Here is a 14,987-nt window from a genome sequence, read left to right on the forward strand (position 1 = left end):
GAGGGATATATGGCAGCAGCACAAACCGCTTCGGGTTATATCCAGCACCACTTGACCAACCTGACCTACGGTCAGCACCCGGTCAACGGCTGGAGTTTCGCCCACAACGCAAAAGAAGCTCAGGAAATGGGCTTCTGGGCATTTCACGTAGACACCCTGGCGGTGTCTGTCGTGTTGGGCCTGTTCTTTATCCTGCTGTTCCGTGCCGCTGCTAAACGCGCCACTTCCGGGCAACCGGGCAAGCTGCAGAATTTCGTTGAAGTCCTTGTGGAGTTCGTTGACGGCAGCGTCAAGGACACCTTCCACGGCCGCAACGCCCTGATCGCACCGCTGGGTCTGACCATCTTCGTCTGGGTCTTCCTGATGAACTTTATGGACCTGATCCCGGTAGATTGGTTGCCAATGCTGGCAGCAAAAATCTCCGGCGACCCGCATCTGTACTTCCGCGTCGTACCGACTACCGATCCAAACGCTACCCTGGGCCTGGCCCTGTCGGTCTTCGCGTTGATTCTGTACTACAGCATCAAAGTCAAAGGCCTCGGTGGCTTTATCGGTGAGCTGACCCTGCACCCGTTCGGCAGCAAGAACATCGTGGTTCAGGCGCTGCTGATTCCGGTCAACTTCCTGCTTGAGTTCGTCACCCTGATCGCCAAGCCGATTTCCCTGGCGCTGCGTCTGTTCGGCAACCTGTATGCAGGCGAACTGATCTTTATCCTCATCGCGATCATGTTTGGCGGCGGTCTGCTGCTGGGCGCGCTGGGTATTGTCCTGCAGTGGGCGTGGGCAGTGTTCCACATCCTGATCATCGTGCTGCAGGCGTTCATCTTCATGATGCTGACCATCGTCTACCTGTCGATGGCGCACGAAGACAACCACTAAGAGCGTTTAGGCGCTCGCAGTGGACGCCCGCAAGGGCAACCAGAAGTACTGATTTTGCTTTACCGCTTTACCTTAGAAAACCTTAACCAATACGACATAAAAAGTCGGGAGGAAAGATGGAAACTGTAGTTGGTCTGACCGCTATCGCTGTAGCACTGCTGATTGGCCTGGGTGCCCTGGGTACCGCCATTGGTTTCGGCCTGCTGGGCGGCAAGTTCCTGGAAGGCGCTGCGCGTCAGCCGGAAATGGTTCCAATGCTGCAAGTGAAAATGTTCATCGTCGCTGGTCTGCTCGACGCCGTGACCATGATCGGTGTTGGTATCGCACTGTTCTTCACCTTCGCGAACCCCTTCGTTGGTCAACTCGCAGGCTAATCACTCGGTTTTCGAGTGATTGGTTTGATGGACAACGAACGAGCGAGGTGTTGGCGTGAACATTAATGCAACCCTGATTGGCCAGTCCGTTGCCTTCTTCATCTTCGTGCTGTTCTGCATGAAGTACGTATGGCCTCCGGTCATTACGGCTTTGCAAGAACGTCAGAAGAAGATCGCAGATGGCCTGGATGCAGCTAGCCGTGCGGCTCGTGACCTGGAGTTGGCCCAAGAGAAAGCGGGTCAGCAACTGCGCGAAGCCAAAGGCCAAGCAGCCGAGATCATTGAGCAAGCCAAGAAACGCGGTACCCAGATCGTCGACGAAGCCCGTGAACAGGCCCGTGTCGAAGCTGACCGTGTGAAGGCCCAGGCTCTGGCCGAGATCGAGCAGGAACTGAATGGTGTCAAAGACGCGCTGCGTGCCCAACTGGGTAGTCTGGCCGTTAGCGGTGCCGAGAAGATCCTGGGCGCATCTATCGACCAAAACGCGCATGCGGAGCTGGTTTCCAAACTGGCAGCCGAAATTTAAGCGAGGGGCGCGATCATGGCAGAACTGACCACGCTGGCCCGACCTTACGCTAAGGCTGCCTTTGAGTATGCCCAGGCCCACCAGCAGCTGGCCAATTGGTCAGCCATGCTCGGCCTGGCTGCAGCGGTGTCGCAAGACGACACCATGCAGAGCATGCTTAAGGCTCCGCGTTTGACGAGTACAGACAAGGCCACCACGTTTAATGACGTGTGTGGTGACAAGTTCGACGCCCAGGTACGCAATTTCATTCACATCGCCGCTGAAAATGATCGTCTGGCCCTGTTGCCAGAGATCGTTGAACTGTTCGAGCTGTACAAAGCCGAGCAGGAAAAGTCGATCGACGTGGATGTCACCAGTGCCTTCGCATTGAGCGATGAACAGCAAGACAAACTCGCCAAGGTTCTCAGTGCACGGCTCGGCCGAGAAGTGCGTCTGCACGCCGCGGAGGATGCCGCCCTTATTGGTGGTGTCGTCATTCGCGCCGGCGACCTGGTTATCGATGGCTCAGTTCGCGGCAAAATCGCGAAGCTGGCCGAAGCATTGAAATCTTGAGTTTGAAGGGGCAGCAGAGCTATGCAGCAACTCAATCCTTCCGAAATAAGTGAAATCATCAAGGGGCGTATCGAGAATCTCGATGTCGCCTCTCAAGCCCGTAACGAAGGCACTGTCGTCAGCGTATCTGACGGTATCGTGCGTATTCACGGTCTCGCCGATGTGATGTACGGCGAAATGATCGAGTTCCCGGGCGGTGTCTACGGTATGGCACTGAACCTGGAGCAAGACTCCGTGGGTGCAGTGGTTCTGGGGGCTTATACCTCCCTGGCCGAAGGCATGAGCGCCAAGTGCACTGGCCGCATCCTGGAAGTTCCGGTTGGTCCGGAATTGCTGGGTCGCGTTGTCGACGCACTGGGCAACCCAATTGACGGCAAAGGCCCGCTGAACAACGTCGCTACCGACGCTGTTGAGAAGGTTGCGCCGGGCGTGATCTGGCGTAAGTCGGTCGACCAGCCGGTGCAAACCGGTTACAAGTCGGTCGATGCCATGATCCCGGTTGGCCGTGGCCAGCGTGAGCTGATCATCGGTGACCGTCAGATCGGTAAAACCGCTCTGGCCATCGACGCCATCATCAACCAGAAGAACAGCGGCATTAAGTGCGTCTACGTAGCCATCGGTCAGAAGCAATCGACCATCGCTAACGTGGTTCGCAAGCTGGAAGAAAACGGCGCGTTGGCTAACACCATCGTGGTCGCGGCTTCCGCTTCCGAATCCGCTGCGCTGCAGTTCATTGCACCGTACGCCGGTTGCACCATGGGCGAATACTTCCGCGACCGCGGTGAAGACGCGCTGATCGTTTATGACGATCTGTCCAAGCAAGCAGTGGCTTACCGCCAGATTTCCCTGCTGCTGCGCCGTCCGCCAGGCCGTGAAGCTTACCCAGGCGACGTGTTCTATCTCCACAGCCGTCTGCTGGAGCGCGCTTCCCGCGTTTCCGAAGAGTACGTTGAGAAGTTCACCAATGGCGCTGTGACTGGCAAGACCGGTTCCCTGACCGCTCTGCCGATCATCGAAACCCAGGCGGGCGACGTTTCCGCGTTCGTTCCGACCAACGTGATCTCGATCACCGACGGTCAGATCTTCCTGGAATCGGCCATGTTCAACTCGGGCATCCGTCCTGCGGTCAACGCCGGTATTTCGGTATCCCGCGTGGGTGGTGCTGCGCAGACCAAGATCATCAAGAAGCTCTCCGGTGGTATCCGTACCGCTCTGGCTCAGTACCGTGAACTGGCGGCATTCGCCCAGTTTGCTTCTGACCTGGACGAAGCCACCCGTAAGCAGCTTGAGCACGGTCAGCGCGTTACCGAGCTGATGAAGCAGAAGCAATATGCGCCAATGTCGATCGCTGACATGTCGCTGTCGCTGTATGCCGCCGAGCGTGGTTTCCTGGTCGATATCGAAGTCGCCAAAGTTGGTGCATTCGAGCAGGCCCTGATTGCTTACTTCAACCGGGATCACGCCGCACTGCTGGCGAAGATCAACGAGAAGGGTGACTTCAATGACGACATCGATGGCCAGCTGAAAGCCGGTATCGAGAAGTTCAAGGCCACCCAAACCTGGTAAGCCGCAGCGGGGGCCGCGAGGTTCCCGCTTGCTAACCCGATAGGTGTCAAATGGCAGGCGCAAAAGAGATTCGCAGCAAGATTGCGAGCATCAAAAGCACGCAGAAGATCACCAGCGCCATGGAAAAGGTGGCGGTCAGCAAAATGCGCAGAGCACAACAGCGCATGGTTGCTAGCCGTCCCTACGCGGAACGTATCCGCCAGGTTATTGGTCATCTGGCCAACGCCAACCCGGAATACCGTCATCCGTTCATGATCGAGCGCGAAGTTAAGCGCATTGGTTATGTTGTGGTGAGCTCGGACCGTGGTCTGTGTGGTGGTCTGAACACCAACCTGTTCAAGGCTCTGGTCAAAGACATGGCGAGCAATCGCGAGCAAGGCGTGGAGATTGATCTCTGCGTGGTTGGCAGCAAAGGCGCGGCATTCTTCCGCAACTTTGGTGGCAACATCGTTGCTGCGATCAGCCACCTGGGCGAAGAACCGTCGATCAATGATCTGATCGGTAGCGTCAAGGTAATGCTCGATGCCTACCTCGATGGTCGCATCGATCGTTTGTCCGTGGTCTCGAACAAGTTCATCAATACCATGACGCAAAAGCCGACAGTGGAGCAGTTGATTCCGTTGGTGGCCGATCCGGATAAAGAACTCAAGCACCACTGGGATTACCTGTACGAACCCGACGCCAAAGAGCTGCTCGACGGCTTGATGGTGCGTTATGTGGAGTCGCAGGTGTACCAGGCAGTGGTTGAGAACAACGCGGCTGAACAAGCGGCCCGGATGATCGCGATGAAGAACGCCACCGACAACGCTGGCGATATCATCAAAGACCTGCAGTTGATCTACAACAAGGCACGTCAGGCAGCGATCACCCAGGAAATTTCGGAAATCGTCGGCGGCGCTGCCGCGGTTTAAGCACGGTTCAACTGTTAGACGGTTGAAAAAAGTCAGAGGAACCAAAGATGAGTAGCGGACGTATCGTTCAAATCATCGGCGCCGTTATCGACGTGGAATTCCCGCGTGATCAAGTGCCGAGTGTTTATGAAGCGCTGAAAGTAGTCGGCGCCGAAACCACCCTGGAAGTTCAGCAGCAGCTGGGCGACGGCGTGGTACGTACCATTGCAATGGGTTCGACCGAAGGCCTCAAGCGTGGCCTGAGCGTTGGCAGCACTGGCGCAGGTATCCAGGTACCGGTTGGGGTGAAAACCCTGGGCCGTATCATGGACGTGCTGGGCAACCCAATCGACGAAGCTGGCCCGATTGGCGAAGAAGAGCGTTGGGGCATTCACCGTCCTGCGCCTTCCTACGCTGAACAAGCTGGCTCCAACGAGCTGCTGGAAACCGGCATCAAGGTTATCGACCTGGTTTGCCCGTTCGCCAAGGGCGGTAAAGTCGGTCTGTTCGGTGGTGCCGGTGTCGGCAAAACCGTAAACATGATGGAACTGATCCGTAACATCGCCATCGAGCACAGCGGTTATTCCGTGTTCGCCGGTGTGGGTGAGCGTACTCGTGAGGGTAACGACTTCTACCACGAGATGAAGGACTCCAACGTTCTCGACAAGGTAGCCCTGGTTTACGGTCAGATGAACGAGCCACCAGGCAACCGTCTGCGCGTAGCACTGACCGGCCTGACCATGGCCGAGAAGTTCCGTGACGAAGGCCGTGATGTGCTGTTCTTCGTGGACAACATCTACCGTTACACCCTGGCCGGTACTGAAGTATCCGCACTGCTCGGCCGTATGCCGTCGGCAGTGGGTTATCAGCCGACCCTGGCCGAAGAAATGGGCGTTCTGCAAGAGCGTATTACTTCGACCAAGACCGGTTCGATCACCTCGATCCAGGCCGTATACGTACCTGCGGACGACCTGACCGACCCAAGCCCGGCGACCACCTTCGCCCACTTGGACGCCACCGTTGTACTGTCCCGTGACATCGCTTCCCTGGGTATCTACCCAGCGGTCGATCCACTCGACTCGACGTCGCGCCAGCTGGACCCGATGGTTATCGGCCAGGAGCACTACGACACCGCTCGCGGCGTGCAGTACGTACTGCAGCGCTACAAAGAGCTGAAGGACATCATCGCGATTCTGGGTATGGACGAACTGTCCGAAGCAGACAAGCAGCTGGTATCCCGTGCTCGTAAGATCCAGCGCTTCCTGTCCCAGCCGTTCTTCGTGGCCGAAGTCTTCACCGGTTCGCCAGGCAAGTACGTTTCCCTGAAGGACACCATCGCCGGTTTCAGCGGCATTCTGAAAGGTGATTACGATCACCTGCCAGAGCAGGCGTTCTACATGGTTGGCAGCATCGAAGAAGCTGTTGAGAAAGCGAAGAAACTGTAATCACCCGTGCGCCCGGCAACGGGCGCTTACGGTCTGTTTATCCGCCTAGTAGTGGGTAAATAGATCGATACGTGAGGTTAGACATGGCTATGACAGTCCATTGCGACATCGTCAGCGCAGAAGGCGAGATCTTCTCCGGTCTGGTCGAGATGGTGATTGCGCACGGCAACCTGGGTGATATCGGTATCGCTCCAGGCCACGCGCCGCTGATCACCGACCTCAAACCGGGTCCGATTCGTCTGGTCAAGCTGGGTGGCGAAACCGAGGTGTTTTACATCTCCGGTGGCTTCCTCGAAGTTCAGCCGAGTGTGGTGAAAGTTCTCGCCGATACCGTGCAGCGTGCTGCCGATATCGATGAAGCTGCTGCTCAGGAAGCCCTCCGGGCTGCCGAGAATGCCTTGAATGAGAAGGGCGCGGAGTTCGATTACGGTTCCGCAGCCGCTCACCTGGCCGAGGTCGCGGCTCAGCTGCGTACCGTTCAGCAGTTGCGCAAGAAGTTCGGCGGTTAATTCCGACGCTTCATCGCAAACGAGTAAAAGGGTAGCCTTGGCTACCCTTTTTCTTTGCCTGTCATTTAGCAGGTAGCCCGGATGCAATCCGGGACGATCACCCCCGGATTGCATCCGGGCTACTTAATAGGATCTGCCCCCCATGTCGCTCGATATCGTTATCCTCGCCGCCGGCCAAGGCACCCGCATGCGTTCGGCCTTGCCCAAGGTGCTGCACCCGGTTGCCGGCAAAGCCATGCTTGGTCATGCGATCGACACCGCCCGTCAGCTCAACCCGCAAGGCATTCATGTGGTGATCGGCCATGGCGCGGAACGGGTGCGCGAGCGACTGGCGGCGGATGACCTGAATTTCGTGCTGCAGAGCGAGCAGCTCGGTACCGGCCATGCCGTGGCTCAGGCGCTGCCGGCATTGAGCGCCGAGCGCGTGCTGATTCTCTATGGCGATGTGCCGCTGATTGAAGTGGAAACCCTTAAGCGTCTGCTGCAACAGGTCAGCGAGCAACAGCTTGGCCTGCTGACCGTTAACCTGAACGACCCAACCGGCTACGGCCGTATCGTGCGCGATGAGCAGGGCGTGGTGAAGGCCATCGTTGAGCACAAGGACGCCAGCACCGAGCAGCGCCTGATCAGTGAAGGCAACACTGGCATCCTCGCCGTACCGGGGAAAAAACTGGGTGACTGGCTCGGTCGTTTGTCCAACAGCAACGCCCAGGGCGAGTACTACCTGACGGACGTGATCGCCATGGCCGTGGCCGACGGCCTGGTAGTCGCCACCGAGCAGGCGGCTGACGAGATGGAAGTGCTGGGGGCCAACGACCGTATCCAGCTTTCGCAGCTGGAGCGTCACTACCAGTTCCGCGCTGCGCGCCGCTTGATGCTGCAGGGCGTGACCCTGATCGACCCGGCGCGTTTCGATTTGCGCGGTGAAGTTACGGTAGGCCGCGATGTGACCATCGATATCAACGTAATCCTCGAAGGCCGGGTGGTGATCGAAGAGGGCGTGCAGATCGGCCCGAACTGCGTGATCAAGAACAGCACATTGCGTAAAGGCGCCATCGTCAAAGCCAACAGCCATCTGGAAGGTGCCGAAGTGGGTGAGGGTGCTGACTGCGGTCCGTTTGCTCGCCTGCGTCCGGGTTCCGTGCTGGGCGCCAAGGCCCATGTGGGTAACTTCGTCGAACTTAAAAACGCCAAGCTGGGCGAGGGCGCCAAGGCCGGTCACCTGTCTTACCTGGGCGACGCTGAAATCGGCGCGCGCAGCAATATCGGCGCTGGCACCATCACTTGTAATTACGATGGCGCCAACAAGTTCAAGACGGTGCTGGGTGAGGACGTGTTTATTGGCTCCAACAGCGCCCTGGTCGCTCCGGTCACGTTGGGCGACCGTGCCACTACCGGCGCAGGTTCGGTAATCACCAGCGACGTGCCGGATAACACCCTGGCGGTCGGCCGCGCCAAGCAGCGCAATATCGAAGGCTGGAAGCGTCCAACCAAGAAGTGACGATGACGTAGATGGGATGCCTGATGTAGCCCGGATAAGCGCAGCGTAATCCGGGGCGGCGCGATCCCGGATTGCGCCAAGGCTTATCCGGGCTACGGGGGGTAGTAGCAGCTGTGACGGATGGGTTAGCCGCGCAGCGGCGTAACCCATCATTGGGCAGCATGGGTATCGCTACGCTCAACCCATCCTACGATCATTTGTCGTTTCAGACTTGACGGAAAAGCTTCATTAGGTTTTGATTCGCGCCATTATCTTTCGTATCGAAACTTAAGCATGTCGAAACGCAACACTCCGCAACGTCGCCACACCATTCTTGCCCTGCTCGCCGAGCAAGGCGAGGTGAGTGTGGATGAGTTGTCGAAAGCGTTCGCCACCTCCGAAGTGACCATTCGCAAAGACCTCGCCGCCCTGGAAAAAAGCGGCCTGCTGCTGCGCCGCTATGGTGGTGCGGTGCCCATGCCGCAGGAGCTGATCAGCGACGTTCAGCCGATCTCGCAGTACAAGCAGGCCATCGCCCGCGCCGGTGTGGCGCGCATTCGCGAACATGCACGGATCATCATCGACAGCGGCACCACCACCGCCGCGATGATCCCGCAACTCGGCCACAAGCCCGGCCTGGTGGTGATGACCAACTCGATGAACGTGGCCCGCGCCATCAGTGAGCTGGAGCATGAGCCGGTGCTGCTGATGACGGGTGGCACCTGGGACCCTCATTCGGAATCCTTCCAGGGCCAGGTCGCCGAGCAGGTGCTGCGCTCTTACGATTTCGACCAGCTGTTTATTGGCGCCGATGGCATTGACCTGAACCGTGGCACCACCACCTTCAATGAATTGCTCGGGCTTAGCCGGGTGATGGCGGATGTAGCCCGCGAAGTGGTGGTGATGGTCGAGAGCGACAAGATCGGCCGCAAGATTCCCAACCTGGAGCTGCCCTGGAGCGGCATCCATACCCTGATAACCGACGAACGCCTCAGCCCTGAGGCCCGTGAACAATTGACCGAGCGCGGCATCCAGCTAATTCTCGCGCCGCTCGACGCTTCTTAAGGAGAAGATGACCATGTGTGGAATCGTAGGCGCAGTCGCCGAACGCAATATCACCGCCGTGCTGGTTGAAGGCCTCAAGCGCCTGGAATACCGAGGTTACGACAGCGCCGGTGTGGCGCTGCTGACTGATCATAACGGTCTCGACCGTCGCCGCCGCGTCGGCAAGGTTAGCGAGCTGGAAAGTGCCTTGAGCGTCGAACCGCTGGCCGGCCGTCTGGGTATCGCGCACACCCGCTGGGCCACCCACGGTGTGCCGAGCGAGCGTAATGCCCACCCGCATTTTTCTGGTAAAGAGCCCAGCCAGTCGCTGGCAGTGGTGCACAACGGCATTATCGAAAACCACGAAGCACTGCGCGACCAGCTCAAGGGCCTGGGTTACGTGTTCAGCTCCGACACCGACACCGAAGTGATCGTGCACTTGCTCGACCACAAGCTGAAAACCCAGCCGGATCTGACTGCAGCGCTGAAAGAAGCGGTCAAGGACCTGCACGGCGCTTACGGCCTGGCGGTGATCAGTGCCAAGCAGCCTGACCGTCTTATCGCTGCGCGCAGCGGCAGCCCGCTGGTGATCGGTCTGGGCCTGGGCGAAAACTTCCTCGCTTCCGACCAACTGGCGCTGCGTCAGGTCACCGACCGCTTTATGTACCTGGAAGAAGGCGATATCGCCGAAATTCAGCGCGACAGCGTACAGATTTGGGACGTCTCCGGTGAGCCGGTGGTGCGCGAGAGCGTGCAATACCACGAAGGCGCGGAAGCCGCCGACAAGGGCGAGTACCGCCACTTTATGCTCAAGGAAATCTTTGAACAGCCCAAGGTCGTGCAACGCACCCTGGAAGGCCGTCTGGGTTCCGACCATGTATTGGTGCAGGCATTCGGCCCGCAGGCCGCCGAGCTGTTCGCCAAGGTGCGCAACGTGCAGATCGTCGCCTGCGGCACCAGTTACCACGCCGGCATGGTCGCCCGTTACTGGCTGGAAGGTCTGGCCGGGATTCCCTGCCAAATCGAAGTGGCCAGCGAATTTCGTTACCGCAAGGTGGTGGTGCAGCCGGACACCCTGTTTGTCAGCATTTCCCAGTCTGGCGAAACCGCCGACACCCTGGCTGCCCTGCGTAACGCTAAAGAGCATGCGCCTGGCCAGGGCGGCTACCTGGCCAGCCTGGCGATCTGCAACGTCGGTATCAGCTCGCTGGTGCGCGAATCCGACCTGACCCTGCTGACCCAGGCCGGCCCGGAAATCGGCGTGGCTTCAACCAAGGCCTTCACCACCCAACTGGTCGCGCTGATGCTGCTGACCCTGTCCCTCGGCCAGGTGCGTGGCACCCTGGATAAAGGCCTGGAAGCCGAGCTGGTGGATGAACTGCGCCGCCTGCCGACCCGCCTGGGTGAAGCCCTGGCCATGGACAGCGTGGTCGAGAAGGTCTCCGAACTGTTCGCCGAGAAGCACCACAGTCTGTTCCTTGGCCGTGGCGCGCAGTACCCGGTGGCAATGGAAGGTGCGCTCAAGCTCAAGGAAATCTCCTATATTCACGCCGAAGCCTACCCGGCTGGCGAGCTCAAGCATGGCCCGTTGGCGTTGGTCGACAGCGATATGCCGGTGGTCACCGTGGCACCAAACAACGAGTTGCTGGAAAAACTCAAATCCAACCTGCAGGAAGTGCGCGCCCGTGGCGGCGAGCTTATCGTCTTCGCTGACGAGCAGGCCGGCATGCGCAATGGCGAGGGCACCCACGTGGTGAACATGCCGCATATCCACGACGCCCTGGCGCCGATCCTTTACACCATTCCGTTGCAGTTGCTGTCCTACTACGTGGCTGTGCTCAAGGGCACCGACGTCGACCAGCCGCGTAACCTGGCCAAGAGCGTAACGGTTGAGTAAGCAGGAGCCAGCTGATGCGGCGTGAAGAGATAAAGAGCAAACAGGCCCAGGGCGTGCTCTTTGATACGCATATCATCGCCAACCCGGCCAATACCCGGGAATGGATCGTGCTGTTGAAGAAAGGTGCGGGCACCAGCTTCTTTCTGGTCGATGCCCAGGAGCAGGTGGAGTCCTTCGCCGACCTTAATGGCCTGATCGAAGAGCTGCGGTTACTGGGCATCAAGGGCGCGGAGATTCATCTCTAGCCCGGCCGTTCACCCGAGGCACTTATGCCTATTCGCTATGCGAGAAATCTGACCGGCCGTACGCGCAGTGCGGCTGCCAACCGCCATCTGGGTTTTGCCCTGGCCTTTGTTGCCGGGGCGATCAATGCCGGCGGCTTTCTTGCCGTGCAGCAGTACACCTCGCATATGACCGGCATTGTCTCGGCCATGGCGGACAATATTGCTCTGGGTGCCTATGGCCTGGTGTGGAGTGGTCTCGGCGGCGTGCTGTCGTTTCTCCTGGGTGCAGCCTGCTCGACGGTGATGATCAATTACTCGCGGCGCCGCCAGCTGCACAGCGAATATGCTTTGCCGTTGCTGCTCGAAGCCGCGCTGCTGCTGTGCTTTGGCTTTCTTGGCGCGTCGCTGGCGCAGATTACCGGTCTGTTCGTGCCGCTGACGGTGATGCTGCTGTGCTTCATCATGGGCTTGCAGAACGCGCTGATTACCAAGCTCTCCAGGGCGGAAATCCGCACCACCCATATCACCGGGATCATTACTGACATCGGCATCGAGCTGGGCAAGCTGTTCTATTGGAACCGCACGCGCGGTCCTGATATCGCTCGGGTGATGGCCGACCGCCAGCGCTTGCGGGTGCTCAGCCTGTTGGCGCTGTACTTCTTCCTCGGTGGAGTGATCGGCGCACTGGGTTTCAACCACCTGGGGTACATCGCCACCGTGCCGCTGGCCCTGCTGCTGGTGTTGCTGGCCAGCGTACCGGCGCTGGATGATCTGTTGCTGCTCACGCGGCGCGTATTGCGCCGATAAGCTTGGCCGACTGCCTGCGGCTCAGTCCTCTGCCGACCTGAACAGATGCCGATGCTCGGCGTTGTACAGCGCCGAGTCGGCGAACTGTTCGGCGTGCAGCACGCGGCCGACGAGGATCAGCGCGGTGCGGCGAAAGCCTTTGGCGCGCACCTGTTTTTCGATGGTGGCCAGGGTGCCGCTGACCCAATCCTGATCCGGCCAGCTGGCGCGATGCACGACGGCAATCGGGCAATCCGCGCCGTAATGCGGCAGCAGCTCAGTGACGATCTTGCTCAGGTGCACCACGCCCAGATGGATGGCCATGGTCGCACCGTGGCGGGCCAGGTCGTGCAACTGCTCGCCGGCGGGCATACCTGACTTGCTCGCGTAGCGCGTGAGAATCAGCGTCTGTGACACCTCGGGCAGGGTCAGCTCGCTTTCCAGCAGGGCGGCGCAGGCGGCGGTGGCAGTCACCCCGGGGATGATCTCAAAGGCAATGCCTAGCCGGCGCAGATGACGGATCTGCTCGCCAATCGCGCCATACAGCGACGGGTCGCCGGAATGCACGCGGGCCACGTCCTGACCTTTGCTGTGCGCCTGGGCAATCAGCTCGATAATTTCATCCAGATGCAGTTCGGCGGTGTTGATCACCTGCTCGGCGCGGTGACCTTCGAGCACCGCTGCCGGCACCAGCGATCCGGCATAGAGAATCACCGGGCAGCTGCGCAGCAGGCGCTGGCCTTTGACGGTGATCAGCTCGGGGTCGCCAGGGCCGGCGCCGATAAAGTAAACGGTCATGACACATCCTTGGGTGCAATCGACGCCAACGCACAGGTGGCGCTAGCGTTACGGGTTTTTTCGCCGAGCAGGCGGGCAGTATTGCCGCTCATAAGCGTGGCCAGGGCCAGGGCGCAGGGTTCCGCGACGGCCGGGCTGCCGGTGGCGGCCAGGGTAAGCGGCGAGCCTTGCACGCGGTGCTGATAGGGCAGCAGTTCTTCGGAACTAAAACAGCTCAACTGCAAACCGAGGTGCTGAGCTAGAGCCAGCAGGCCCGGCTCGCTCTGTTTATGCGCGATGCTGGCCAGTCCGGCCAGGTTATCCACAGTCAGGCCGTGCGCCTGCAAGCTATGCAGCAGCAGGCTGAGCAAGTCCTCCACACCGCAACCACTGCGGCAGCCCAGCCCGGCGACCACCTGAACGGCGGCAGCGGGGTGGCGAGGTGCGTTACTGGGGATCATCTGCGGCGCTCGGTGTGTGCGGCGGCGTAGCTCACCATGGCGGCAGGCAGTGGTCAACCGCGATTGACCGGCTGCTGTGGCCTGCGTAGCCTTGTCGCGTTCGAGGTTCTTCGTGGGAAGAGCCTGTTCACAATCTAGCGAGCTAGAGCCATGCAAGGCGGAAAGAGGCGAGGAAGCGGAGTTTACTGGTGTAAATGAGCATTCCGAGCCTCTTTCCAACGCAGCAGGGCCGACGCGCAGCAGATTGTGGATAGGTTCTTAGCCGAAGCTAAGAGGGAACAGGGTTGATGCCCTGGCTGCCCCCGCAACTGTGAACGGTCCAAAGTCCTTCGATACACCACTGCCATAAGGCGGGAAGGTGAAGGGTGGCGCAACGCGCAGACCGTGAGCCAGGAGACCTGCCTCGTCACGCTTTCGACAACCGGGCGGGGTGATCCGGTGGTGTTGGCTGACGCCCCGTGGCTGTCATGTCTGTGCCGCCTCCTGCTCGTCTTTCTTCCGACGCCATGCAGGACTCGCCATGCAAACCCTCGCCAAACTTCCCGTCACCATCGTTACCGGCTTTCTCGGCGCCGGCAAAACCACCTTGCTGCGGCACATGCTTGGCCACGCCGACGGGCGGCGCATCGCGGTGATCGTCAACGAGTTCGGCGAGCTGGGCATCGACGGCGAAATTCTCAAGCAGTGCTCCATCGGTTGCAGCGAAGAAGAAGCCAACGGCCGTATCTTCGAACTGGCCAACGGCTGCCTGTGCTGCACCGTGCAGGAAGAGTTTTTCCCAGTGATGCGCGAGCTGGTGGCACGGCGCGGCGAGTTGGACCATATCCTCATTGAAACCTCCGGTCTGGCGTTACCCAAGCCGCTGGTACAAGCCTTTAACTGGCCGGAAATCCGCAACGCCTGCACGGTGGACGCGGTCATCACCGTGGTCGACAGCCCGGCCGTGGCCGCCGGCACCTTCGCCGCTTTCCCCGAGCAGGTCGATGCGCAGCGCAAGCTCGACCCAAATCTGGACCACGAATCGCCGCTGCACGAATTGTTCGCCGACCAGCTGGCCAGCGCCGATCTGGTGATCCTCAACAAGGCCGACCTGCTCGACACTGCAGCTCTGGCTGCGGTGCGTGCGGAAGTGGCGGAAGAGCTGCCGCCGGCGGTGAAAATCATCGAAGCCCATGGCGGCGAGCTGCCGCTGGACGTGCTGCTGGGCCTGAACTGCGAGACCGAGCTGCATATCGAGGGCCGCAAGACCCACCATGATCTGGAGGGCCATGAAGACCACGATCACGACGAATTCGCCTCGTTCCACGTCGAGCTGCCCGAGGCTGAAGAAGCCCGTCTGCTGCAAGCGTTGAAGGATGCGGTCAGCAAACACGGCATTCTGCGTATCAAGGGTTTCGCCGCCATTCCCGGCAAGCCGATGCGCCTGCTCCTGCAAGGCGTTGGCCAGCGTTTCGACAAACACTTCGACCGCGCCTGGCAGGCCGATGAGCCGCGCATCACCCGCCTGGTAGTGATTGGCCAGACGTTGGACCAGGCCGCTATCGAAGCCGAGCTTAACGCCGCGCTGGCAGGCTAAG

At 59.8% G+C, this 14,987-nt stretch carries 16 protein-coding genes and 1 riboswitch; of the genes, 14 read left to right on the forward strand and 2 right to left on the reverse strand.

From position 1 onward, the window contains the following. Window positions 1–9: 9 nt before the first annotated feature. The 13 genes from atpB to Q8M42_RS18145 all read left to right on the forward strand — a co-directional run bounded on the left by atpB (window position 10) and on the right by Q8M42_RS18145 (window position 12,193). Window positions 10–879: a F0F1 ATP synthase subunit A gene (gene atpB, locus Q8M42_RS18085; RefSeq protein ID WP_304864983.1), complete on the forward strand. Its 870-nt coding sequence runs from the start codon at window positions 10–12 to the stop codon at window positions 877–879. Window positions 880–995: 116 nt separating this feature from the next. Further along, window positions 996–1,253, forward strand: coding sequence for a F0F1 ATP synthase subunit C (atpE, locus tag Q8M42_RS18090; RefSeq protein ID WP_002555987.1), 258 nt, complete (start codon window positions 996–998; stop codon window positions 1,251–1,253). A 55-nt stretch (window positions 1,254–1,308) separates the two neighbouring features. After that, window positions 1,309–1,779 carry a F0F1 ATP synthase subunit B gene (locus Q8M42_RS18095; protein ID WP_275960033.1) on the forward strand — a complete coding sequence of 157 codons (471 nt, stop codon included), beginning with the start codon at window positions 1,309–1,311 and terminating at the stop codon, window positions 1,777–1,779. A 15-nt stretch (window positions 1,780–1,794) separates the two neighbouring features. After that, window positions 1,795–2,331 carry a F0F1 ATP synthase subunit delta gene (locus Q8M42_RS18100; protein WP_304864980.1) on the forward strand — a complete coding sequence of 179 codons (537 nt, stop codon included), beginning with the start codon at window positions 1,795–1,797 and terminating at the stop codon, window positions 2,329–2,331. Window positions 2,332–2,352: 21 nt separating this feature from the next. After that, on the forward strand, window positions 2,353–3,897 hold the full coding sequence (gene atpA, locus Q8M42_RS18105) for a F0F1 ATP synthase subunit alpha (RefSeq protein WP_305285122.1): 1,545 nt from the start codon (window positions 2,353–2,355) through the stop codon (window positions 3,895–3,897). A 50-nt stretch (window positions 3,898–3,947) separates the two neighbouring features. Continuing rightward, window positions 3,948–4,808, forward strand: a complete 861-nt coding sequence (atpG, locus tag Q8M42_RS18110) for a F0F1 ATP synthase subunit gamma (protein WP_304869720.1) — start codon at window positions 3,948–3,950, stop codon at window positions 4,806–4,808. Window positions 4,809–4,855: 47 nt separating this feature from the next. Continuing rightward, on the forward strand, window positions 4,856–6,232 hold the full coding sequence (atpD, locus tag Q8M42_RS18115) for a F0F1 ATP synthase subunit beta (protein WP_304869722.1): 1,377 nt from the start codon (window positions 4,856–4,858) through the stop codon (window positions 6,230–6,232). Window positions 6,233–6,315: 83 nt separating this feature from the next. Next, window positions 6,316–6,741 carry a F0F1 ATP synthase subunit epsilon gene (locus Q8M42_RS18120; protein ID WP_090254171.1) on the forward strand — a complete coding sequence of 142 codons (426 nt, stop codon included), beginning with the start codon at window positions 6,316–6,318 and terminating at the stop codon, window positions 6,739–6,741. A gap of 142 nt (window positions 6,742–6,883) precedes the next feature. After that, the gene (gene glmU / locus Q8M42_RS18125; protein WP_304869725.1) at window positions 6,884–8,242 is read left to right on the forward strand and encodes a bifunctional UDP-N-acetylglucosamine diphosphorylase/glucosamine-1-phosphate N-acetyltransferase GlmU; all 1,359 of its coding nucleotides are present in this window, start codon (window positions 6,884–6,886) and stop codon (window positions 8,240–8,242) included. Between the two features lie 273 nt (window positions 8,243–8,515). Beyond that, complete coding sequence (locus Q8M42_RS18130) at window positions 8,516–9,286, forward strand: DeoR/GlpR family DNA-binding transcription regulator (protein WP_304869727.1); 771 nt, start codon at window positions 8,516–8,518, stop codon at window positions 9,284–9,286. 13 nt (window positions 9,287–9,299) lie between these two features. Continuing rightward, window positions 9,300–11,162, forward strand: coding sequence for a glutamine--fructose-6-phosphate transaminase (isomerizing) (glmS, locus tag Q8M42_RS18135; protein ID WP_304869729.1), 1,863 nt, complete (start codon window positions 9,300–9,302; stop codon window positions 11,160–11,162). Between the two features lie 14 nt (window positions 11,163–11,176). Then, window positions 11,177–11,407, forward strand: coding sequence for a hypothetical protein (locus tag Q8M42_RS18140; RefSeq protein WP_304869731.1), 231 nt, complete (start codon window positions 11,177–11,179; stop codon window positions 11,405–11,407). A 24-nt stretch (window positions 11,408–11,431) separates the two neighbouring features. Next, window positions 11,432–12,193, forward strand: a complete 762-nt coding sequence (locus Q8M42_RS18145; protein WP_370692749.1) for a YoaK family protein — start codon at window positions 11,432–11,434, stop codon at window positions 12,191–12,193. A gap of 21 nt (window positions 12,194–12,214) precedes the next feature. On the opposite strand, the gene cobM is transcribed toward Q8M42_RS18145, so the two are convergent. Next, window positions 12,215–12,970: a precorrin-4 C(11)-methyltransferase gene (gene cobM, locus Q8M42_RS18150; protein ID WP_304869733.1), complete on the reverse strand. Its 756-nt coding sequence runs from the start codon at window positions 12,968–12,970 to the stop codon at window positions 12,215–12,217. Continuing rightward, window positions 12,967–13,410 (reverse strand): cobalamin biosynthesis protein, encoded by a 444-nt coding sequence (locus Q8M42_RS18155; protein WP_304869735.1) that lies wholly within the window; start codon window positions 13,408–13,410, stop codon window positions 12,967–12,969. Before Q8M42_RS18155 ends, cobM begins: the two co-directional genes overlap by 4 nt. 235 nt (window positions 13,411–13,645) lie before the next feature. Continuing rightward, window positions 13,646–13,831, forward strand: a riboswitch (cobalamin riboswitch). Window positions 13,832–13,930: 99 nt separating this feature from the next. Here Q8M42_RS18155 and cobW point away from each other — a divergent pair. Then, window positions 13,931–14,986 (forward strand): cobalamin biosynthesis protein CobW, encoded by a 1,056-nt coding sequence (gene cobW, locus Q8M42_RS18160; protein ID WP_304869737.1) that lies wholly within the window; start codon window positions 13,931–13,933, stop codon window positions 14,984–14,986. The last annotated feature ends 1 nt before the right edge of the window (window position 14,987 follow it).

This window comes from Pseudomonas sp. (genome assembly GCF_030684895.1).
GTDB lineage: Bacteria > Pseudomonadota > Gammaproteobacteria > Pseudomonadales > Pseudomonadaceae > Aquipseudomonas.